This window comes from Oceaniglobus trochenteri, assembly GCF_020529025.1.
GTDB classification, from domain to species: domain Bacteria; phylum Pseudomonadota; class Alphaproteobacteria; order Rhodobacterales; family Rhodobacteraceae; genus Oceaniglobus; species Oceaniglobus trochenteri.
Map to the genome: position 1 here is coordinate 39304 of NZ_JACNMM010000012.1, position 22510 is coordinate 61813.

Consider the following 22510-nt stretch of genomic DNA (forward strand, 5'->3'; position numbering starts at 1 on the left):
CGTAGCATCGTCAACGCGATCCCGCAGCCACTGGGAACAGGTTGCGGGATCGTTCAGCGCGTTCGCACGGGCGAGGCGGTTGATCAGGCGGGGGTGGACGCTTGGGGGGAAGTCGAAAGGCATGTCGGGTCTCCTTTTGAGGTTTACTTGCCGAGGGAGTCGAGAATCTCTTCGCACTCTTTGCGGGTCGTCTTGGGCATGAGCCAGCGGCGGATGGTGTCGAGGTCGATGCCTTCGGCGTAGAGGCGGTGGGCGTGGTCTCGGGCCATCGTACTGCCTTCGGATTGGTCATTTGTCATGGGTGGGTCTCCTTGCCGTTGCTATGCAACGATCATACGCGCCGCAGCGATGCTTCTTCGACCGCGATTGCAGGTAATACCTATAACTTGGTTGTGGCTTGGTCGGCCCTGCGCCCTACACGCTAACGCACGCACTGGCGCGTGCGCGCGTGAAACAACGACGGTGGTGTAAAATTACACCGACGTTTTTGCACGAGGGAAATTGAGGGAATGCCTGTGCAGGGTGCAGGGTGTGCAGGGTCGTCATGAAAGCAAGGGCGTTCAGGGTCAAAAGGCGTGCAGGGCTGATGCAGGGAACGCGTTGCTTCGGGAGTGATCACTCCAATTCGATGATCTTGGATCGCGCGTGCGCGCGTGTGTATAGCTGGGGCGAATGTCAATGGGGCGAGGACGAGATTTCTTGGGTCGCCTGCATTTTGTTGAGCCTGCCTCTCTCCCCTCGAAATCTCCGACCGCTTGTTGCGAGCCGTTCGCAACTGAACCGTGCAAATCAGCCCTTGTGATAAATAATCAGTGGTTCTGCCATTATTGCTCAAGCGGTTAGTCGGTTTTTGCAACGCGCTTTGCAACATAGGCGAAAGACCTACCAAATAGGTCACCTGAATATCCGCAGATCGACCGCGCCAACGCACATGCAGCCAACGCTATCGCCCGACACCGTGCCAGAGCCGCGATCTGCTGAGGCACACGCGGTCGTCTTGGTCAAATCCGACGCAATATGCCCGACGGCCGATAACGGGCGTCTCTGAGGCGCTGCTGCGGTGTGATCGTCGAACGCCTTTCAGCACCTAACATTCCCCCTCCAACACCTCCTTCTGTCCGCATCCGCCCCGAAGCGAGGTGATACGCATCATTTGTCGGACCCTGTGATGAAACCGCGCGCCCAAGGGTGGTCCGACGTTTCCTGCTCCCCTTGGGCGCGCACATCGCAGAAGGACCACACCTTGACCTACCAAGCAGCGATCAGCGGCTCGACCGCGAAGATCACCGTCACCACGACGGCCAATTCGACAACCCTGCGCGTCGCCAACGCGGCCAGCTTGGGCAACCAACTGACAGCCCTCGCGACAGACCCCAGCACGGCCCCTGTCGATCAGACGCCCGACTACATGGTCTATCCCAGGGACAGCGGCGTGCGCGTCACGTCCGGGCCGGGCCACGTCGATATTCCGTGGCGCTGGGTCATGCCCATCGCAAGCCAGCTTAACGCCTGACCTTGCTGCCCGACCTCCCCCGCACGCCCGAAGCGGCCTTGGTCACGGCGATTCTCATGCAGGCCTACCGCGACCTGTTCGTGGCCGTCCGCACGGAGAGCAACGCGTCCTTCACGACCCAGTCGGATCAGGATCAGGCCATCACCTTCCTGACCGACAAGGCGGGTGCATACGCCCAGCACCGGAACGCCCTCTGCGCCCTGATAGGGTGGGACGGCGACGTGCTGGCCGCTCGAGTTCGCGCGATGATGGACGGCGACGACTTCGCCCCTCCCACGTCCTATGCAACCCCCGCCACGGCCGAACGCCACGCCGCCGCTGTCGAACGCCTGCGGGAACGCTGGCACGCCCTCAAGCATCCCCGACACAACCGCGCCGCCTAGCGAGACCTGAAATACACGATCAGCACCTCGTTCTGGATATCTACAAGCCCTGTCAGCCCCAATAAATTGACCTCACGAGCGCAACGGTGCGTCGCTCCTTCTGTCCAAACCGGATTGAGCGCGGCGTCCCGATGCCGCGCTCAATTTCGGATGGACATAGGAGCATCAGATGCCTGACGACACGACCGCCGCCCTGCAAGCCCTCATGCAGCAGGTGCAGACCCTCACCGAAACTGTCACCGACCAAGCCAAACGCCTCGACGATCTGCACGCCTTCAATAGCCGCGTGCTGGACGAGAAGAAGGACGTGCAGCGCCAACTCGAAGCGGCCAAGAATGAGCCGCCCAAGAAGACCCTGATCGACGTGGTGAACGAGGAAACCCGCGAGCGGAAGATGCGCGCGGCCAATCTCGAAAAGGACGCCGATGGCAACTGGTATCCCAAGGGCGTGCGCCCCGCGCACAGCCTGACCCGCGAAGACGCCCGAGACCCGCGCAAGTATGCAGCGGCGAAGGAGGCAGCGCAGAAGGCTGGCGCGACGCTGACCGTGATCGACGACGGCGACGATCCGACCATCCGCAACACAGGCCAGGGCGATGTTGTTCAGTCGAAGACGTTCACCTTCGACGACACCCACGAGCGCGTCCGCTACATCCGCGCCGACATGGAAACGGGCAAGGGCATCGTCGGTCGCCGGATGCGGGCCGAGCAAGACGGCTATACCATCAAGACCTTCCGCACAGCGGACGATCTGCCACCCCACGCCCGGACCAAGTTCGAGTTGATGGAGAAAGCCGCGAACGCGGAATCCTGATCATGGCACAAGGCGGAAACAAGTTCTCGGGGCGTCGAGCCATCATCGACATGCGCCCGGACAAGAACGAGATCATCAAGGACATTGTTCTGGAACGTCGTCCACTGGCCGAGATCGCGCGCCGCCTTGGTGTCGATTACTCGACGGTGCAGCGGTATCGGGACGACAAGATCACGGAAGAAATGCGCCGTTCGATCCTCGCGGAATCGCGGATCGACAGCATCAAGGCTGACACCGAAGTGATCAATCAGGACCGCATGGACGTTGCCATGACCTACGAGTCCTTGGCGAAACGTGTCGAGCGGCTGATCACGAAGGCAGAGCAGAACGAAGACGATGCCTTCGCGCTCACGGCAATGGAAGGCCTGCGGAAGGTGCTGCGCGATATTGCGACCATGCAAGGCAAGCTGGCCACCAACCTGACGGTCAACGTGTCCCTCGCGGAATCGAAAGAGTGGGTCACGCTGCGTCGCATTCTGAATGAGGTCGTCGAAGAAGTCCCAGAAGCCCGCGAACCACTGCTGCGCCGGATGCGCCACGAAGTCCTGTCCGTGACGCGCGAGGAAAGAGGCGCGCTATGACCCATCGGACATTCGAAGGCTGGCATTCATACGGGCGACGGATCAAGGCAGCGACGAAAGCGGGCAATCGCGACTGGGTGCGCCTGCCGTATTGTCGGAGTGTCATGCTGGCCGAAGGCGGCAAGCTGTTCTTCACGGGCAAGGCGTGTAAACGCGGGCATGTCTCGCCGCGCAACGAGCATGGTGATTGCACCCAATGCCACCTGATGCGCCTTGCCGAGCGTCGCGATGCCGTTTGACGCCCTCCATGACTGGTGCAGCCTCGTCGAACGCGACTTGGACCCTGCTGCTGAAATGCTGCACTTCCTGCGGCAGGAAATCCCGGATGCCGAAAGCGTTGATCCTTGGCAGGTCGAGGCGATCACATCGAACGCGCAGACGGTCGCGCTACTTGTGTGCCGTCAGGCGGGTAAGTCCTGCGTTCTCGCGACACGCGGCATCCGCGAATTGAAGAATGGCGGCACCACCATCTGCGTCGCGCCCGCCGAACGTCAGACCCGCGAGATCACCCGCAAGGTGCAAGCATACCTCCGCGCGACCGACCTAATCGTCGAACGGGCTACCCAGACCGAGATCGAAACGTCGAACGGTGGCCGCTTCATCGCCGTGCCTGCCTCTGGCGCAACGATCCGGGGCTATACGGCAGACCTGCTTCTGGTGGATGAAATGGCATATCTTTCCGGCGAGAACGGCGGCGAGGATGTTGTCGTGTCGATCCTGCCGATGCTCAAGGACAATGGACAGATATTCTACGCATCGACTCCAGCAGGGAAGCACAACCTTTTCGCAGAACTATTCCTCGAACCCAAGGACAACGTGCATCGGATTAAGGTGCCCGGCACGTCGATCCCACGCCTTGCATCCCGCGTTGAACGCCTGCGCGAGCAATTGTCGGCCACGCGCTTCCGTCAGGAGGTTTTGTGCGAGTTCCTATCGGACGGCCTGTCTTACTTCGACCTGTCGGCCATCGAGAACGCCACATCACAGGAGGCCGCGATATGCCCGAGGTTCTGAACCTGATCCACATGCCCGATGGGCGCGTGATCAACGAGACCAACATGGACCCGGCCATCGAGAGAGTGACCGGATTTGTCAGATACTTCGTCGGCGCAGACCTTGGGCAAGCCAACGACTTCTCGTCGGCGGTGGTCCTGAAAGACCAGCAGTTGCCCATCCATGACGGCACCCGCGTCGTCCTTGGTCCGCGCGAGCGCACCGTCGTCTTCGCGGACAAGTTCCGGGGCGTGTCCTACGTCGATGTGGTCGATTACCTCATTCGCCTTCGCAACGCGCCGCCCTTCGGTGGAAAGTCGGAATTGATCATCGACGGAACGAGCATCGGACGGGTCGTTTCGGACATGATGTTCGAGCAATCCGTCGATCACACCGCCGTGCAGATGACAGGTGGTCAAGAGTGGCGGCGATCCGGGCGCTACGTCAACGCGTCCAAGACCCTAATGATCGAAAACCTCGCCGTCCTGTTCGCGTCGGGCGACCTCAAGTTCGCGCATAACTTGCCCCTGCGGTCGGAGATCGAAGAAGACCTGGCCTCGTTCACGACGCAGACGACCGCTGCCGGGAACCAGATCATCACGCAGTCCCGCAACGCCTCGGGTCACGGCGACACAGGCATTGCCCTGATCGTCGCAGCCTTCGCTTCGCAGTATCTCGTGCCGCAGAATATCCGCGTCTCGACCCTGAAAGGCTGGTTCTAACCCGCGCTGTCGTCGCGCACTTGGCCGCTGCGCCTGCCATTGCCCGACGAAGCGCACGAGACGCGAGCAAACACCCCCGAAAAATCGCGCGCTGATGGGCGTCTCGATGTTTTGGGCATCGTTGCGCCTGCCAGCCCGCAATGCGCCTTAGACGCATGCTGCTGAATGCCTAAGTCGCCCTACTCGTTCAGCATTTTGTTACAGACCGCGAACACCTTTTCGGCTCTTTCTAGGGTCACCATTATGTCGTCGCCGTCGCCTTCTAGAATGCCAGGGTTGCGGATCAGCCAGTCCGCAGGCCGGTAATGGCTGTATTCAGGAATTTCAGCGGGTAGCAGTCGGAAAAATGCCTCAGCCTGTTTGACTTGCCTTGGCGCACCCTCGGACTCAGCCAACTTCTCTGCCGTGATTGCATTATCACCATCTAGTGCATAGCAGCCGTTGATCACCTTGCAGAAAAACTCTGGATGCATGACATCTTCAATATCCGCTTCGGGTTGATCTAGCAACTCTGCAATTGTGTGAAGCCGCTCCGCCGCCAAGACTTCCGCTCGGCGCAGGCGCTCAATCTTACCATTGTCACCTTGCCCTTGGTCTGAAAGCACCGCCACGTTCAGGTGGTTGCCGTGAAAGAGCGAAATAAAGGGTCGAATGTTGTCGATCCCGCCTGCTGGGCAAGTGGTCCATTTTGAGTCTAGGCCGACCCGCCCCCGTCTCTCAAGTTCATTCGAAAATACTTGTAAATAGAGAATGTCTGATGGACCTTCCACGAGCAGGCTGTTCTCTCCGATAAACAAAGATTGTGTAACGGAATACCCGAGCGCCCCTTGCAGCGGGAACAACGTGTCCTTGTCGGTACTCATCACGTCATCTGTGACCTTCGTGCCCTCGGATTGCGGGCGCCCCCGTCTATCAGAAGTAATCACGTCTTCGACCACGCGGCAGTCGGCCAGCCGATCATGGGGAACCATGAATGGCGAGTGGGTGGAATAGATCACTTGATGGTCAGGTAGCAGCTCTTCTGCGATGTAACGTAATAAATCAGCTTGGGCTTTGCCGTGGAGGGTCAGGCCGGGTTCATCAAGAAGAATGATCACATTGTCAGTATCCCGTCGCATCATGGCAAACTGAACGAGGAACGAGAAGAACCAAACGAACCCCGCGCTTCGCTCTGAAAAGGATACGCTGGCCCTATGCAGTTGATTGTAGACCCTCGCCCTTGCCACGGCACCCGCATTGAATGGCGCTTTGTCTTCCGCGCGCCCCTCGCTCAAATTGACCTGAACTTCAAGATTATCGTTCTGCGACCAATACTCAAATATTTGATCGGTAATATCTGCGGAAGCGGCTTCACATTTTGCGTTAAGTTCCTCATATCGCGGAGAGTTATTGAGTTCATCCAACGACGTTCCGGCCAAGCGGAGAAAGTCCAGGAATATCTGATCACCGGGAGATATGCCGTCCGCAGCCTTGTCCGTGGCAATCTTCTGAGCGGAAATTTGTCCGCTCATCCGATCATAGTGTGACGTGTAAAAGAAGTGAGGCACAATTGGGTTGAGAAGGTCGATACCGCGCTTCGTTACTGAATGATCCCGAAAACTCTCAAATCTGGCCTTCAGGGTATTCAACTTCTCAGTGGAATTTTCTTGTGCTGCGACGGCTGCAATTGCCTGCTTTGCCGTCGTCGATTTCGCAAGGACGGCTTTTTCAGCAGCGTTCATCTGCATCATTTCAATTGCGTTTTTGATCGCCGCGCCTTCATCAACCGGAACGGACCAATATGTTCCCTTTTGGTTGTATTCCTTCCAAATCTTGAACTCTCTCGACGTAATGGCGCTTTCCCCAAACTCATCGCAAAGCATTTGGTGTCCTTGATCGGACAATTCCCACCAAGTTTCGACCACCGTAGCATCATTTCTAGGATGACGTTCTGCAAATCGTGCGGAGTATCGCCTCGGATAATTCTCAGTAACGTCAAAGTCTGACTGTGCGTTCCCGTAAGGCCGTATGGACTGAAGTGCGGTAAGAGTGGCGGTCTTGCCGGCCTCATTCTTACCAACCAAGCAACAAAGTTCGCTTGTCGAGAATTTCCCAGAATCTAGAATTGATCGAAAGTTCTGAACTCTAACATGCGTCAATTTCATGCTGCTTTGCTCCGCTGCTCGTTATGCGCGAGAATGCACGATTCAAGATAGCTCTACAAGATGTAGCGGCGTAGGCGTCGCAACACGCTTATGATAGCGTGCCCAGCCTCGGAAGGCTTCATGAACAGGTCCGTCCGCATTTCGAACGCACGGCGCAACGGGATGACATGCAGCCCGTCGTAAGGATTGTGTGGAGCGATCATCCTCCCGGTCGCTCCACATTCCTTTGCAAAGCTTATTTGCAGGCTGCAACCAGTGCGGCAGCGCGGTTCGTGTCGGCATCGTGGGCCGGGATGCGCTTCACGCCTTTGGGCAGGAGCAGATAGTATTTGCCCGCTTTGCGTTCGACGCCTAGCCCAAGTGCGCCCATGTCGGTGCGCAACGCGGACGACACGGTGTCTTTGTTCCAGCCGAGCGTCGCCATCAGTTCCTCGATGGTCGCGCCCTTGGCCAGAGCCACGGCCATAAGGTGCCGTTTCGAGCCTGCCTTCGTGGCTTTCACGTCTTCGGCCTTGCCGGGTTCGATCATTACGCGGTCAGCGAGAACGCGGGGCTTGAGCGCGGCTTTGAGTGCGGCCTTCGCCTCGATGCCTTCGGCCATCAGATCAAACGCAACGCGGATGCCGTCGTCGGCAAGCACCTGTTGCACCGGGCCTTCGCCGTTCACTCCCTCGTCCGTGATCACGAGTAGGGCTTTCGTCGTGAGTGAGGCAATCACGCCTTGCACCTGCTTCTGGGTCAGCCCCGTGCGCTGTGCGATTTCTGGCACGTCGCCCCACGTCATGTTGTCCGCGAGCATGTCGTCCAGGGTCTGGGCACCGTTCGCGTCGATCCCGGCATTTAGGTAGGCGACAAGGACTCGCTTCTCCAACGCGGTCAGCTTCGGCGGCTGCGCCTCGATCATTGCGACGAGGTCGTCCTTCGAGGTCTTTTTCAGCGCGGAGGCCGTCAGCGGCTTCGCCAGAATATCGTTGAGGGCGGTTTTGGTCTGGTTGTTGAGGTCGGTCATAATCTTGTCACTCCGTTGATAGGCGGGCGCGGCGCACCCGGTGACACGACGTTCGGACCTATCCCCGGCGCTGCTCAACCGGAGATTGCGGGGCTATCCGTTGTTTGTTTGAGACACCGCTTGGCAATCGACTCCCTAAAGGTCGCGCAGTAGGGTGCCCAAAACGAATTGTTGAGGGGTTACAGGCGGATGGCACTACTGCATGACAAGGTGGCGCAGCTTCGGGAGCAGCGAGGGCCGATGCCCGAGGCTTTGCAGGGCGTGACGAAGAACCGTATTCGAGCCGTCCTGCAATACCTCGATCTCGGCTCGAACGCGGACCTAGTCGATTGCACCTTCGCAATGCTCGACGACGAGACGGACAGTTGGTTCACCAAGGCACCTGCTGGGGCGAAGGTCGCTGACGGCGCATCGACGGCTCACCTCGCCTGCCATATCGGCATCCTGCAACGGGACAGCGGCAAGCTGGATCGTGAGGGGCGCGACTACTGGATCAAGCCGCTCCGTGAGTTGGGAGGGTTCGAGGCGATCACGCTTGAGAAAGGTGAGTTCATCCCCGGACACGTAAAAGCGAAATCGCCAAACTCCTGCTACCGCCTCGACGAGGCCCTGAAGGCCGTCCTGAAGGCTCCTGACGACGCGTGGCGAGATATGCTGGCCGAGTGGGCGCGGGACGACGTGTCGCGCGAACGCCGCGCCTTCCAAGCTGAGATGGCCGAGGCTGCCCGCAAGTTGGTCGACTCCGGCCACGCGCATCTGATTAGGGCAAGCGTCGAGAATTACGCCCCGCGCTTCCTTCCTGGCTATCAACTGCTCTATGTCGATGATGCGGATGGCGACCGCGTATCGGATGCCGAGCGCGCGAAGATGGCAGAAGCCGGGGTGGCCTTGACTTTAGAGGACGCAATGCCCGACGCATTGCTCTGGCACCCGGACACGGACCACCTGTGGGTTATCGAGGCGGTGACAAGCGACGGCGAGGTGGACGCGCACAAGGTCGCGCAGATGAACAGGCTGGCCGAAAGGTGTGGAAAGGCGGGCGTTGGGTTCACGACGACCTACCGGACGTGGAAGGAGGCGGCTGCGCGCCAAGGCAAGCACCAGAACATCGCCTACGACACGTTTATCTGGATTCAGGGCGACCCGGCAAAGCAGTTCAAAGTGACAGGCTAGAGCAAGTCATCCATCGTTGTGTCGCCGCGGCCTAGCGCCTCAAGCTGGTCGCGGCTCGGATAATGCAGGTTACGCAGGTCAGTCGCGTTGACCTGCGTATGCCCCGAGAAGATGCGGAAATACTGGTCCACGGCCTCCGAGTTCAGGAAGGCGGCGAGGCCTTTGGCAAGGTCGAGCGGCAGGCCTTCGCCGCCCTCGTGGAAGTAATTCAAGTGGTTCTCGAACCCCGCGCGCCCGCCGTCGTAAATCGAGGCAACGAGACGGCGCTTTTCTTCCTTGGCTGTGAAACGCTTGGTCAGGACGTAGATGCCTGCGGGCGTGATTAGCTTCGCCGTGTCGTCGTTGTCGGCCAGCGCATTGTGCTTTCGGAAGTCAGGTATCGGCCAGCGGATGCCCCCATCGTGGAAGTGTTGGGGGTAGATCAGTGGCACCGTGTCGTCGCCCGGTTCCTTGCGCAGGTTGTCCCGCGTGCGAAAATCGACGACGCGCCCGGTCGATACCTTGATACCAAGGTCCGCAAGGACGCAGGGGAGCGCCTGAACGCTGTCGGCAAGGTCGTTGCCTGACACAGGCAGGCGGATGAAGGCGTGGCGATCAGAGGGGCGCACGATGTCCGAGAACGGCACGGCGCGCGGGTCGGTGAGGTCAGTCGAGAGCGAAACGTCGCCTTGCGCACAGCCCTTGCGCACGCGGAAGATCATGTTCTCCTGCAACACGTCGTCGTCCTTGAAGGAGGATCGACGGGACTCGAAGACATGCAGGTTCGAGATTGCAGACCCGCCAAGCAGCAAGCGGCGGAACGGCTCATAGTAGGACCCGTTGCAGAAGGAGCGCGGCGTGATGGCGACGATCTCGCCGCCGTCGTCCATCTGCTGCAAGGCGACGGCGACGAAGGCAGTGTAGAGGTTCACCGTTTCGATCCCAAGGGAGCGCAAGCCCAGCCGCCATTCCGAGGTCTGATTGATCTTGCCGTAGGGCGGGTTGAGGATGGCACAGTTGTAGGTGCGCTGCTCCCGCAGCAGCGGCTCCGCCGACTGCAAGATGTAGTCGTCGCGGACGACGCGGCTCGTGAAGGATACGCCCGCGCTCGCACACTGATCGGCGCAGGCGGCAAGCGTGCCGTCGAGAATCGACGCAAGCTGGTCGTCCACCTCGTAGCAGGTCACGTCTATCGACCTGGGCCTCGCGTCACGGGCAAGCGCTTCCGCGACGAAAGCGGCGGTAAGAGCGCCCATGCCTGCGCCCGCATCGAGCAAGCGTACCTCGGGCGGCACATCGAACATTCCTGCCATGAAGGACGCTATGCGACCGGGCGTCATGAACTGCCCGAGTTTCGAACGACGCTTCGGATCGAGGGTGGGGGATACTTCGAGGCGGGTCTGGTCGATAGATTCTAGGAGCAATTGTTCTTCCTTTGTTTTCGCCCATCATCGCATCAACGTGCGAGTCTGCCAACCAAAACGGCACACAAAGGAAAGCCCGCGACCGTTAGGTCGCGGGTATTGGATCACGCAGCTTTAAGCGCATTGGCATCATCGTTGATGCTCATGCCGAGCGAGTGGATATGCTCGTCTAGCTGATCCTTGTAATACGTGATGATCTTGACGTGAGCTTCGCGGCTCAATCCCTCGAATACTCGATCTGGGATGACTTCTCCTTTGAACCGGAAGGTTCCGTCGCCGTCGATTGAGAAGCTATCGACGTCATGGCAGAGAATATCGTCGAGCGCTTTGATAATAAGATTCCACATATGGAATCCTTTCACGGTGGCGAGTGAATATAGAGGGGAGCACCTGCCACCTGCGGAGCCCACGCCTCATCCGACCGCTTGCGCGGAGGAATTCGTCATGTCTGGAACTCCGTTGATAGCGAACGCGATTCCGCGTCCGTGGGGCATAGGTAGGCTTCCGAGGCCGGGTAGTCAAGAATTTCTTTTGGTAACAGTGGCTTGCCTGTTTAAACGTCGAGCGCGACATTTCCGCGATGTTGCAAAGTTGTTGCAAAATCGGAGACACAGCAAATCGCCGCTCGACTATTTATTCAACGATTTCATGATGATATATGGTGCCCCCACACGGACTCGAACCGCGGACCTACTGATTACAAATCAGTTGCTCTACCAGCTGAGCTATAGGGGCATTGGGCGGGGATTTAGCAGGGGTCTTGCGGGCTGGCAAGGTGGATTGTGGGGAAAGCGCGGGTCGTGGTTCGCTGGTGTAGCACCAATCTTGCCGCGGTGCGACGGCGGGCTTGATGGCCGCTCTTTAGGGTTTTGACCGCCCCCGGTGCTGTTGATAAGGTCGCGTGCAGGCTGCGCCCGGGCGGCGGGCCTTTGGGGATGTGCAGTATGATCAATCTGTCGGGCATGGGCGCAAGCGGCGGCGCAATCGTGGGAGCCGCGGCCATCGCCGGTGTTGCGGTGCTGGGGTATTTTGCCCTGCGCCCCGAACCCGCGCTGCCGCCACCATCGGTGGTGCCCGATGTGGTGGCGGTGGTGCCGCCAGCCCCGGCCAACGATGCGCCGCAACCGACGCCGCCAAAGGCGCCCGCGCCGCCATCGCGTGGCGAGGGTGCGCCGCCGGCGCCACCGCCGGCAGGCGACGCGCCAGAGGTCGAGGGCGCCGCGCCGGTGCCCGAACCCGCGCCGCCGCCGCAACAGGGCCATCCCGCCCCCAGCTTTGACATCGTGCGGGTCGAACCCGATGGCTCGGCCCTGATCGCCGGGCGTGCCGCGCCGGGCAGCACGGTCTCTGTCCTGCTGGACGGGGACGAGATTGCCACAGAGCAGGTCGACGGGCAGGGCGGTTTCGTGGCGCTTGTCACCATTGAACCGTCTGCGGTGCCGCGCATCCTGTCGCTGTCGTCGCGGCTGGGTGACAGTGTGCTGGTGGCGCAACAGACCGTGATCCTTGCGCCAAGTGCCGAAACGCTTTTGGCCGCGGCGCCTGCCGAGGCCGCACCGCAGCCTCCGGCCCCGGCGGCGGCCCTCCCTGATGCGCCACCGGCCAGGGCGGTTGCCACGCCGCCCCAGGCGCAGACCCCGGCACCGGCCGAGGAGCGCGGCGCGGAGGAGGCCGATGGGCCGGTTCCTCCCGAGGAAACGACAGCGCCCGAAACGGCGATGCAAACCGCAGAGGCCGACGCGGCCACAGCGGACGATCCCGAAGCCGATGGCGCGACACCGCCCGCTGTTGACGGCACAGCGCCCGGCGATCTGGCCCTGGCTGACCCGACAACAGAACAACCGCGCCGCCCCGGTGCCAACACCCCGCCCGCCATCCGCGCAACGCCAGGTGCGCCGGGGCGCCCCGCCACATCCCAACCCGAACCGGTGGCCCGGGCAACTCCGCCCGGCCAGCCCGGGATGGCCAGCGCACCCACCGCCCCGACAATCGCACAACCCGGCGAGGCGCCCGGCACGCTGCCCGATGCCGCCGCCCCGGCCAGCCCGGCGCCAGCCCCCGCGCCACCCCGCGTTTTGGTGGCCGACGACAGCGGCATGAAGGTGCTGCAAGAGCCCGGCCCCGGCCCCGATGCCATGTCCAGCGTATCGCTTGACACCATCAGCTATGACGCGTCGGGCGACGTGGTGCTGGGCGGGCGCGGCGGCCCTTCGCGGTTTGTGCGGGTCTACCTTGACAACGACCCGGTGCGCACCACCCGGATCGGCGAAGACGGGCAGTGGCGGGCCGATCTGCCGCGGATCGACACCCGGGTCTATACCCTGCGCGTCGACGAGATCGAGGAGGGCGGCGATGTCGTTTCGCGCACCGAAACCCCCTTCCGCCCCGAAGCGCCCGAAACGGTGATCGCGGCCGAGACGGCCAGCCCCGATGCGCCGCCGGTGACGGTGGTGACGGTGCAGCCCGGCTTTACCCTGTGGCGGATCGCGCGCGAGAATTACGGCGACGGCATTCTCTATGTCCGGGTGTTCGAGGCGAACGCCGACAAGATCCGCGACCCCGACCTGATCTATCCCGGCCAGATCTTCACCGTTCCCGAATAATGGCGAAGGCTCTGGCCAATCGCACCACCGCGCCCTAGGTTCCGGTGTTCCCCGAGCCAGAGCCGAGATTTCCATGCCAGAAGCCCCCTCCGTCAAAGACATCCCCTCCAGCGGGATGAGCGTAATCCGCCGGGTCGCGCCCTATCTCTGGCCCGACGAACACCCCTGGGTGAAACGCCGGGTGGTGCTTGCCTTGGCGGTGCTGGTGCTGAGCAAGCTGATCGCCGTGGGCACGCCGTTCTTCTACAAGGCGGCGGTCGATGCGCTATCGGGCGATGCGCGCGACGTGGCCTGGACGCTGGGCCTGGGGGCAGTGGGGCTGACCGTGGCCTATGGCGCGGCGCGGCTGATGAACGTCGGCTTCCAGCAATTGCGCGACGTGATCTTCGCCGCGGTCGGGCAACGCGCGCTGCGGCAACTGGCCCTGGAGACCTTCACCCACATTCACCGGCTTTCGATGCGCTATCACATCACCCGCAAGACCGGGGGCCTGAGCCGGATCATCGAGCGGGGGGTGAAGGGGGTCGAGTTCCTGCTGCGCTTCCTGCTGTTTTCCATCGGGCCGCTGGTTCTGGAACTGCTGATGATTGCGGTCGTGCTCGCCTGGGTTTTCGATATCTGGTATCTCGTCGTCGTCTTCGTCACCATCGCGCTTTACACTTGGTTCACCTTTGCCGTCACCGAATGGCGGGTGAAGGTGCGCAAGGTGATGAATGACCAGGACACTGATGCCAACCAGAAGGCCATCGACAGCCTGCTGAACTTTGAAACCGTCAAGTATTTCGGCGCCGAACAGCGCGAGGCCGATCGCTATGACAGCGCGATGGAGAAATATGTCGCCGCCGCGCTGACCACATCCTATTCGCTGGCCTTCCTGAACTTCGGCCAATCGGTCCTGATCACCGGCGGGCTGGTGGCGGTGATGGTGATGGCGGCGGTGGGCGTGGGCAACGGCGCGTTGACCGTGGGCGATTTCGTCATGGTCAACGCCTACATGATCCAGATCACGATGCCGCTGAACTTCCTCGGGACCGTCTATCGCGAGATCCGCCAGGCCCTGGTGGACATGGGCGAGATGTTCGGCCTGCTGGAGCAGCCCGCCGAGGTGCAGGACAAGCCCGGTGCGCCTGCGCTCGAGGTGAAGGGCGGGCGGATCGAGCTGCGCGACGTGGTCTTCGGCTATGACGCGGCGCGACCGATCCTGAAGGGCATCTCGCTCACCGTGCCGGCGGGCAAGACGGTGGCGATCGTCGGATCAAGCGGGTCGGGGAAATCGACAATCGGACGGCTGCTGTTCCGTTTCTATGATGTAAGCGGCGGCAGCTTCACCATCGACGGGCAGGACTTGCGCGACGTGACGCAGGATTCGCTCCATGCCCAGATCGGGGTGGTGCCCCAGGATACCGTGCTGTTCAACGACACGATCCGCTACAACATCGCCTATGGCCGCCCCACCGCCAGCCACGCCGAGGTCGAGGCGGCCGCGCGGGCGGCCAAGATCCACGAATTCATCACGGCCCTTCCCGACGGGTACGAAACGACGGTGGGCGAACGGGGGCTGAAGCTTTCGGGGGGCGAAAAGCAGCGCGTGGGCATCGCCCGCACTCTGCTGAAGGACCCGCCGATCCTGCTGCTGGACGAGGCGACCTCGGCACTGGATACCGAGACCGAACAGGACATCCAGACCGAACTCAAGGGGCTGGGGCGCGGGCGCACCGTCATGGTCATCGCGCATCGCCTCTCCACCATCGCGGACGCGGATCAGATCGTGGTGCTGGAAGCGGGCGAGATCGTCGAACGCGGCAGCCACGAGGAACTGCTGACGGCCCAGGGGCGCTATGCCTCGCTCTGGCATCGCCAGGAAACCGAAGAGGAAGACGCGGCCTGACCTTTCGGAGGCGCGCTGGCGCGCGCCCCGACATTGTTTCGGTCGCGCCGGTTTCGGGTGATGGCGTGCCGGGGACGGGCGGTTGCGCGGGCTGCGCGGACGGAACGCCTCCGGCGGGAGTATTTGGGCAAGAAAGAGGGGGGATGCGCCCCTGTTTCTTTCTTGCTTCAAATACTCATCTTCTTCTTCGCCCTGTCCCTATTCCGCCGCGCGCAGGTTGGTTGCGGCGTGGGCTGGCAGGTCTTGCGCCCGGTCGTCTTCCGCGGTGTCCCAGATGATCTCGGGCGAGCGGATCTTGCGGGCGGCGCGGTGTGTTGCCACGTCGCGGGCCGACTTGCCGCGGCGGCGGGCCAGCGCGCCCAGGCCGCGCATCGAGCGATAGGCGCCTTCCGAGATCCAGACCCGCAGGGCCAGCAGCGAGGGGGTGAAGACGAGGGTCAGCATCGTTGCGATCCCGAGCCCGAAGACCACGGCCGTGGCCAGCTGTTTCCACATGATCGCGGTGGGGCTGTCGAGGGTATAGCCGCCACCGATGAAATCGAGCGAGAGGCCGTACATCATCGGGGCCAGCCCGGCCATGGTGGTTGTCGTGGTGAGCAGCACCGGGCGGATGCGGTCTTCGGCGGTGCGCACGATGGCCTCGAGACGGGGCATGTAGCGGGCGTATTCCTGGTAGGTGTCAATCAGTACGATGTTGTTGTTCACCACGATGCCCGCCAGCGCGACGATGCCGGTGCCTGTCATGATGATGCTGAAGGGTTGCCCCATGACCAGCATCCCGATCAGGCAGCCCGTGGTCGAAAGCACCACCGCCAGCAGCACGAGGACCGCGTTGTAGAAGCTGTTGAACTGGGCCAGCAGGATGATGAACATGAGACCGAGCGCGCCGACGAAGGCCTTCATCAGGAAGGCGCCGGATTCTTCCTGGTCTTCCTGGTCGCCTGTCCATTCCCAGCTGACCGAGGCGGGCAGGGGGGCGGTCTCGAGCCACTCGGTGAGGGTGGCGATGCGTTCGTTGGCGTTGATCGGGATGTCCTTGCCCGATGGCCCCGCTTTCGTGAGGTTCGGGGCGACATCGGCCTTCACGTCGAAATAGCGCGACTGGTCGACCCGGTCGATCTGGCCCAGTTTCTTCACCGGCTTGCGCGTGATGAAGTTGGACAGGGGCACCAGGCCGTCGCGGGTGCGCACCTTGAGGTTGTCGAGGGTGGAGAGCACCCTGTCCTGTTCGGGCAGGCGGACGCGGATCTCGATCTCTTCGTCCGAGGAGGGCACGCGCATGGTGTCGAGCAGGATGCCGCGCGTCACCAGTTGCACCATGCCGCCCACGGTGGCCACATCGGCGCCGTAGCGGCCGGCCTTTTCGACATCGACGTCGATCTGCCAGTCGATGCCGGGCAGGGGGCGGCTGTCCTCGATATCGGTCAGCCCTTCGGTGGTGGCGAATTTTTCGCGGGCGAGGGCGGCGGCGGCCTGCAGATCGCCCCAGTCGTTGCCCTTCAGCCGCAGGTGGACCGGTTTGCCCGACCCGGGCCCCATGGCCAGGTTCAGCACCTCGGTCTGGATGCCCGGAAGCTGGGCAAGCCTGCGTTGCAGTTCGGCGATCACCGCATCACCGTCAAGCTGCTCAAGCGTGACCTCGTCGGGGTGGGTGCGGGCATAGTCGGCGCGATCCTCCCAGGCGATCAGTTCGATCTGGATCTGGCCGATGGCGTCCAGCGGTGCCTGGCTGCCGGCGGTGTTGGCGTTCAGCCCGCCCTCGCCGGCGAAGGCGAAGGCGCTTTCGATGCCCTTGGTGGACAGGGCGACGGTTTCGGCTTGGCGCAGCAGCGCGTCCTTCTCGTGCAGCGACAGGTTGCCCCGCGCCTTGACGTAGACGATGGCCTGTTCGGGTTCGGATTCGACGAAGAACTCAACGCCGTTGTTGTTGGCGGCGAAATAGCCGAAGACCGAGACGACCACGAAGATGACCGCGCCGATCGAGACCAGCGGCATCACCGGGTTGCCGGTGATGAACTTGATGAAATAGCCAAAGGGGCTGCGCCGGCGGTGGGCGTCGATCCGTTTCGGGGCGCGGGTGATCTTGACCGAGCCGAGGGTGATGGCGGTCAGCGTGGTGCCCAGCAGGAACAGCAGGGCACCCGGCAGAAGCCGCGCCGGGGGCGGCAGCGGAGAGCCGCCGGGAAAGATGTAGTCGGGGTTGAGAAGCTGCATCGCCGCGATGAAGACCAGCAGGCCGGCCGGCACCACCAGGGCGGCGCGGACCACCCAGGGCAGCAGCGCGCGCAGCATGTCCGAGGCGCCCTGGAAGGCCCTGCTCATCCGGCCGGCGACGCCGCCCATGACCGGCAGGTAGACAAGCGCCACCAGCAGCGAGGCCAGCAGCACATAGATCAGCGTGACGGGCAGCATCCCCATGAATTCGCCCGCCACCCCGGGCCAGAACAGCATCGGCAGAAAGGCGCAGAGCGTGGTGCCGGTGGACGAGACGATGGGCCAGAACATGCGCTTGGCGGCCTCGGTGAAGGCGGCCATGGGGCCGGCGCCTTCGTCGATCCGCCGGTCGGCGTATTCGACCACCACGATAGCGCCATCCACCAGCATCCCCACCGCCAGGATCAGGCCGAACATCACGATGTTGGAAATGGTGATGCCCATGACCCCAAGCAGCACGAAACACAGCAGGAAGGACGTGGGAATCGCAAAGCCCACCAGCAGCGCCGAACGGATGCCGAGCGCGCCCAGAACCACGATCATAACCAGCGCGATGGCCGTCAGGACCGAGCCTTCAAGCTGTGACACCATGGAAGCCACCTGGCGCGACTGGTCGTTGCTGGTGCCCACGGTGATCGCATCGCGCAGGTCGGCGGGCCATGCGTCCTGGGCCTTGGCCACCTCCTCTTTCACCAGCGCGGCGGTGTCGATCAGGTTGAAACCCTTGCGTTTGACCACCTGCAGGGCAACGGTCGTGTCGCCGTTGAAGCGGGCGGTGCCGGTGCGGTCTTCGAAGGTCAGCCGGATATCGGCCAGTTCGCCCAGGGTCACCACGCGGTCGCCATCCACCTTGACGGGCAGGGTGTAGATGTCCTGCTGATCGTCGAAGGACGAAGGGATCTTGACCGAGAAGGTGCCGTTCTCGGTCTCGACCTCGCCCGCCGCGATCAGTTGGTTGTTGTTCTGCACCACGCCGATCAGTTCGTTGGCGGTGACGTTGTAGGCTTCAAGGCGCAGGGGGTCGATGATCACTTCCAGCATCTCGTCGCGGTGGCCGGCCAGGGCCGCCTCCAGCACCGGTTCCAGCCCTTCCAGCCGGTCCTGCAGATCCTTGGCCACCTTCAGAAGCGTGCGTTCGGGCAGGGGGCCGGTCAGGTTGACGATGATGATGGGGAATTCCGAGAAGTTGATCTCGTTGATGCTGTACTTGTCGGCTCCGGCGGGAAACTTGGCCTCGACCGTGTTCATGCGGTCGCGCACATCGGCCAGGACCTTGGTCTTGTCCCAGCCGAACTCGAACTCCAGCGCGACGCCGGCATAGTTCTCCGAGGCGGTCCCCGAGATCGTCTTCAGCCCATCCAGGTCGGAAAGCTCGGTTTCCATCGGCTTGACCAGCAGCTTTTCGCTGTCCTCGGCGGAAATGCCGGGAAAGGGGACCGAGACGAAAAGCGCCGGAATCTCGATATCCGGCTCGCCCTCCTTGGGAAGCGAGACATAGGCAAGGCCGCCTGCCACGATCGACAGCATGATGAAGGCAAGGACCATCCGCGCCCGCGACGCGGCCCAATCGACGATACCGGTCATTGCTGGATGGCCCCGCTGTTGTCCGCCGTGCGGAAGGTGGGTGTGACGGGCACGCCGTCGGTCACGTATTCCTGGCCGACGACGATGACCGAGACCGTTTCGTCAAGCCCGGCCAGCCAGACGCCATCGACCGTGTCGCGCAGCACCGACACCGGAACGAAGCGGGCCGTGTTGTCGTCTGCCACGATTCGCACGCCAAGGTCGCCCTGATCGTCCAGCGTCAGCGCGGACTGGGGCAGAAGGTGCGCCTTGCGGCCATCCGATTGCACCATGATCTCGACCGTCTGACCGTCGCTGATGGCAAGGTCGGCGTTGGGAACGGTCACTTCGGTGCGGAAGGTGCGGGTGTTGCTGTCGGCGCTGCGCGACAGGAAGGTGACGGTGCCCGTCACCTCTTGCCCCGAGGCCAGCCGCGCGCCGGCAAATGCGCCGACCTTCACCTTCGCCACCTCGGTTTCCGGCACGAAGCCCACCAGCTTGATCGGGTCAAGCTGGATCACCGTGGCGCAAAGCGCGCCGGGCTGCATCAGCGTGCCCAGTTCGGCGGAATCGGTTTCCAGAAGCCCCGAAAAGGGCGCGGCGATGGTCAGCTTCTCGATCTCGCGTTCGGCGGCGGCCACGGCGGCCTCGGCGGCCTGCACGCCCGAACTGGCCGACTCCACGCCTGACTTCGCCGCCTGAACTGCCGCGCGGGCCGATTCGACCGCGGCGGCCGTCTGTGCCACCCGGGTCTGCGAGGCGAAACCGTCCTGCGACAGCTTGCTTGCGGCGTTGTCGTTGATCGATGCTTCGGACAGGCGCGCCTCGGCCTCGGCGACGCGGGCCATGGCCTCGGGGCCTCGGGCGCGGGATTCGACCAGCCGCGCCTTGGCCTCGGCCAGTTGCGCGGCGCGGGTGCCGGGGTCAAGCTCGCACAGGATCTGGCCTTCGTCCACGAAGGCGCCCTTGCGCAGGGGCTGGGAGATGATGCGCCCGCTGGTTTCGGCGCTGACCGACACCTGCCGCGCCGCTTCGGTGCGCCCACGCAGAAGAACGGCGCTGTCGATCACCTGCGCGTCGGATTTCAGCGCAACGACGGCAACCCGGGTCGCTGTATCGGTGACCTCGGTGCTTTCCGTTTCGGCCTCTTCGACGGATTCACCTGCCGCAAAGGCCAGAAGGGCCGGGCGTTCGAACACCACCAGGTAAAGGCTGGCCATCACGAGAAGGGCAGTCAGGATCGAGAAAAAACGCATCGGGGCCTCTTTGAAATGGCGGCAGTCGTCGAGTGTGGGCGCGGTCTAATGCGCAATCGAATTCTTTGACAGGTATTACGCTGAACTAATCGGTTCAGATTAAACTTTTCCCGACAGCGGCGCAAGACTGCCACAGGAGCGGTTCTTGCGCCCTTGGCATTGGTCCCCCTGACAGGGTAAGAGGGGCGAAACCGGGATGGGGATATGGCGTGAGCGACACCGACAGTTTCATCGACGAAGTCAGCGAAGAGGTACGGCGCGACCGCCTGTTCGCCCTGATGCGCCGCTATGGCTGGATCGCCATTGCCTGCGTGGTTCTTCTGGTGGGGGGCGCGGCCTATAACGAATGGCAGAAGGCCAGCCGCCAGTCGGCCGCCCAGGCCTTTGGCGATGCCCTGCTGGGTGCCCTTGAACAGAACGATCCGGCCGACCGCCGCGCGGCCCTGGCCGGGATCGAAGGCACGCCGCGCCAGAACGCGCTTGTCGCGATGCTGTTGGCGCAGGAGGCCGAAGAGGGTGACGGCAACGTGGCATCCACCCTTGAGACCCTGTCGCAGAACGGCGAATTGCCGCAGGTCTATCGCGAATTGGCGCTGCTGAAATTCGTCATGCACGACGACAACGGGCTAAGCCCCGAAGCCCGTATCGAGCGGCTGACCCCCCTGACCATTCCGGGCGCGCCCTATCGCCTGCTGGCGCTGGAGCAGATCGCCCTGGCCGAGGTGGAGCAGGGCGAGACCGAAGCCGCGCTTGAGCGTCTGCAGGGCATCCTGGGGGAAGACCAGGTAAGCCAAGGCTTGCGCCGCAGGGTTTCTCAGTTGATTGTGGCATTGGGTGGCACGCTGGACGCGGCATGACCGAAGGCCCCGCAAAGGGGCCGCGGCGCGACGGCGGGCAGACCGGCAGAGGGCAGGAGACAAGGCATGGGACTGAGCAAACCGGTGATGGCGGCCATTGGCGGGCTGGCGCTTCTTGCGGCCTGCGGTGACCCCGAACTGATCCTCACGGGCGAAAGGCTGGACCTGCGCGCCGATCTTGACGGCGCCACCCCGGCCGACCCGGTGGATCTGTCCACCGCGATTTCGCTGCCGGCCATGGTTGCCAATGCCGACTGGACCCAGAAGGCCGGCGGCGCGACGCACCGCATCGCACACCCCGCCCTTGGCAACAACCTGACCCGGATCTGGAGCGCGCCCATCGGCGAGGGTGACAACCGCCGTCACCGGATCACCGCCGATCCGGTCGTGGCCGACGGGCGGATCTTCACCGTCGACAGCCGGGCACGGGTGATGGCCCATTCCACCGCTGGCGCCGCGCTGTGGTCGGTCGATCTGACCCCGCCTTCCGACAACCCCGACGACGCCTCGGGCGCCGGACTGGCGGTGTCGGGCAACCGGCTGTTCGTGACCACCGGCTTCGGCGATCTTGTGGCGCTGGACGTGGCAACGGGCGCGCGGCTCTGGACACAGGAACTTGACGCCGCGCCTTCGGGTGCGCCGACCGTGGTGGGCGATCTGGTCTACCTCGTGACGCGCGATGCCCTGGCTTGGGCGGTGCGCACCGACAAAGGCCGTGTCGAATGGACCCTTCAGGGCACGCCCAGCCCCTCGGGTGTCGTGGGCGGTGCCGCCCCGGCGGTGAATGACCGGGTTGCGGTCTTCCCCTTTGCGGGCGGTGAACTGGTCAGCGCGCTGCGCAGCGGCGGCACCCGGATCTGGGGCAGCAACGTGGCGGGCACGCGCCTTGGCCGGGTCTATGCCCGGGTGTCCGACATTTCGGGCGATCCGGTGATCGACGGCGATCGCGTCTATGCCGGAAGCCCCAGCGGGCGCACCGTGGCCATCGACCTGACCAGCGGTGAAACGCTCTGGTCGGCACGCGAGGGCGCGATGAGCCCGGTCGTTGTGGCGGGCGGGTCGGTCTTCACCGTCTCGGACCGGGCCGAGCTGGTGCGGCTTGACGCCGCCACCGGCGGCAAGGTCTGGGGCAGCGAACTGCCGTTCTTCGTCAAGGAGAACGCCCGCAAGCGCAAGGCGGTCTTCGGCAACTACGGCCCGATCCTGGCGGGTGGGCAGCTGTGGGTGGCCTCGGGCGATGGTGCCCTGCGTGCCTTCAGCCCCGAATCCGGCGCGGCCACGGGTGGCGTCGATCTGCCCGGCGGTGCGGCAACGAATCCGGTCGTGGCCGGGCGCACGCTCTATGTCGTTTCGTCAAATGGACAGCTTCACGCTTTCCGTTAGGCGCAATAGGG

At 63.0% G+C, this 22510-nt stretch carries 19 protein-coding genes and 1 tRNA gene; 12 read left to right on the plus strand and 8 right to left on the minus strand.

What is annotated here, in order from left to right:
- Window positions 1-143: 143 nt before the first annotated feature.
- Window positions 144-299, minus strand: coding sequence for a hypothetical protein (locus H7828_RS18435; protein WP_226782537.1), 156 nt, complete (start codon window positions 297-299; stop codon window positions 144-146).
- Window positions 300-1243: 944 nt separating this feature from the next.
- Between H7828_RS18435 and H7828_RS18440 the strand changes: the two genes are divergently transcribed.
- The 7 genes from H7828_RS18440 (at window position 1244) to H7828_RS18470 (ending at window position 5006) form a co-directional block, all read left to right on the plus strand.
- The gene (locus H7828_RS18440; RefSeq protein ID WP_226782538.1) at window positions 1244-1513 is read left to right on the plus strand and encodes a hypothetical protein; all 270 of its coding nucleotides are present in this window, start codon (window positions 1244-1246) and stop codon (window positions 1511-1513) included.
- Between the two features lie 80 nt (window positions 1514-1593).
- Window positions 1594-1896 carry a hypothetical protein gene (locus H7828_RS18445; RefSeq protein ID WP_226782539.1) on the plus strand — a complete coding sequence of 101 codons (303 nt, stop codon included), beginning with the start codon at window positions 1594-1596 and terminating at the stop codon, window positions 1894-1896.
- 169 nt (window positions 1897-2065) lie between these two features.
- On the plus strand, window positions 2066-2710 hold the full coding sequence (locus H7828_RS18450) for a hypothetical protein (protein ID WP_226782540.1): 645 nt from the start codon (window positions 2066-2068) through the stop codon (window positions 2708-2710).
- A gap of 2 nt (window positions 2711-2712) precedes the next feature.
- A complete protein-coding gene (locus H7828_RS18455) occupies window positions 2713-3291 on the plus strand; it encodes a hypothetical protein (RefSeq protein WP_226782541.1) in 579 nt (192 codons plus the stop codon).
- Entirely contained in the window at window positions 3288-3530 is a 243-nt protein-coding gene (locus tag H7828_RS18460; protein ID WP_226782542.1) for a hypothetical protein, read from the plus strand. The genes H7828_RS18455 and H7828_RS18460 overlap by 4 nt, the downstream gene beginning before the upstream one ends.
- On the plus strand, window positions 3520-4305 hold the full coding sequence (locus H7828_RS18465) for a terminase large subunit domain-containing protein (protein WP_226782543.1): 786 nt from the start codon (window positions 3520-3522) through the stop codon (window positions 4303-4305). Before H7828_RS18460 ends, H7828_RS18465 begins: the two co-directional genes overlap by 11 nt.
- Window positions 4290-5006, plus strand: coding sequence for a hypothetical protein (locus H7828_RS18470; RefSeq protein ID WP_226782544.1), 717 nt, complete (start codon window positions 4290-4292; stop codon window positions 5004-5006). Before H7828_RS18465 ends, H7828_RS18470 begins: the two co-directional genes overlap by 16 nt.
- Before the next feature lie 179 nt (window positions 5007-5185).
- Here H7828_RS18470 and H7828_RS18475 read toward each other — a convergent pair whose 3' ends face one another.
- Together H7828_RS18475 and H7828_RS18480 are read right to left on the minus strand one after the other, a co-directional pair.
- The gene (locus H7828_RS18475) at window positions 5186-7150 is read right to left on the minus strand and encodes an AAA family ATPase (protein WP_226782545.1); all 1965 of its coding nucleotides are present in this window, start codon (window positions 7148-7150) and stop codon (window positions 5186-5188) included.
- 235 nt (window positions 7151-7385) lie between these two features.
- Complete coding sequence (locus tag H7828_RS18480) at window positions 7386-8159, minus strand: DUF3489 domain-containing protein (RefSeq protein WP_226782546.1); 774 nt, start codon at window positions 8157-8159, stop codon at window positions 7386-7388.
- Between the two features lie 189 nt (window positions 8160-8348).
- Between H7828_RS18480 and H7828_RS18485 the strand changes: the two genes are divergently transcribed.
- Complete coding sequence (locus H7828_RS18485; protein WP_226782547.1) at window positions 8349-9332, plus strand: BsuBI/PstI family type II restriction endonuclease; 984 nt, start codon at window positions 8349-8351, stop codon at window positions 9330-9332.
- On the opposite strand, the gene H7828_RS18490 is transcribed toward H7828_RS18485, so the two are convergent.
- From H7828_RS18490 to H7828_RS18500, 3 genes are all read right to left on the minus strand, one after another.
- Entirely contained in the window at window positions 9329-10735 is a 1407-nt protein-coding gene (locus tag H7828_RS18490; protein ID WP_226782548.1) for an Eco57I restriction-modification methylase domain-containing protein, read from the minus strand. The genes H7828_RS18485 and H7828_RS18490 overlap by 4 nt on opposite strands.
- Window positions 10736-10839: 104 nt before the next feature.
- Window positions 10840-11082: a hypothetical protein gene (locus tag H7828_RS18495; RefSeq protein ID WP_226782549.1), complete on the minus strand. Its 243-nt coding sequence runs from the start codon at window positions 11080-11082 to the stop codon at window positions 10840-10842.
- 312 nt (window positions 11083-11394) lie between these two features.
- Window positions 11395-11470 (minus strand) — tRNA-Thr (locus H7828_RS18500).
- A gap of 209 nt (window positions 11471-11679) precedes the next feature.
- Here H7828_RS18500 and H7828_RS22865 point away from each other — a divergent pair.
- Both H7828_RS22865 and H7828_RS18510 read left to right on the plus strand, forming a co-directional pair.
- Complete coding sequence (locus tag H7828_RS22865) at window positions 11680-13338, plus strand: LysM peptidoglycan-binding domain-containing protein (RefSeq protein WP_281070780.1); 1659 nt, start codon at window positions 11680-11682, stop codon at window positions 13336-13338.
- A 73-nt stretch (window positions 13339-13411) separates the two neighbouring features.
- Complete coding sequence (locus H7828_RS18510) at window positions 13412-15226, plus strand: ABCB family ABC transporter ATP-binding protein/permease (RefSeq protein ID WP_226782550.1); 1815 nt, start codon at window positions 13412-13414, stop codon at window positions 15224-15226.
- A gap of 198 nt (window positions 15227-15424) precedes the next feature.
- On the opposite strand, the gene H7828_RS18515 is transcribed toward H7828_RS18510, so the two are convergent.
- Entirely contained in the window at window positions 15425-19024 is a 3600-nt protein-coding gene (locus tag H7828_RS18515; RefSeq protein WP_226782551.1) for an efflux RND transporter permease subunit, read from the minus strand.
- Window positions 19021-20259 carry an efflux RND transporter periplasmic adaptor subunit gene (locus H7828_RS18520; protein WP_226782552.1) on the minus strand — a complete coding sequence of 413 codons (1239 nt, stop codon included), beginning with the start codon at window positions 20257-20259 and terminating at the stop codon, window positions 19021-19023. The genes H7828_RS18515 and H7828_RS18520 overlap by 4 nt, the downstream gene beginning before the upstream one ends.
- 209 nt (window positions 20260-20468) lie before the next feature.
- Here H7828_RS18520 and H7828_RS18525 point away from each other — a divergent pair, with 209 nt between their 5' ends.
- Both H7828_RS18525 and H7828_RS18530 read left to right on the plus strand, forming a co-directional pair.
- Window positions 20469-21116 (plus strand): hypothetical protein, encoded by a 648-nt coding sequence (locus tag H7828_RS18525; RefSeq protein WP_226782553.1) that lies wholly within the window; start codon window positions 20469-20471, stop codon window positions 21114-21116.
- 66 nt (window positions 21117-21182) lie between these two features.
- Window positions 21183-22499, plus strand: coding sequence for an outer membrane protein assembly factor BamB family protein (locus H7828_RS18530; protein WP_226782554.1), 1317 nt, complete (start codon window positions 21183-21185; stop codon window positions 22497-22499).
- Window positions 22500-22510: the final 11 nt, after the last annotated feature.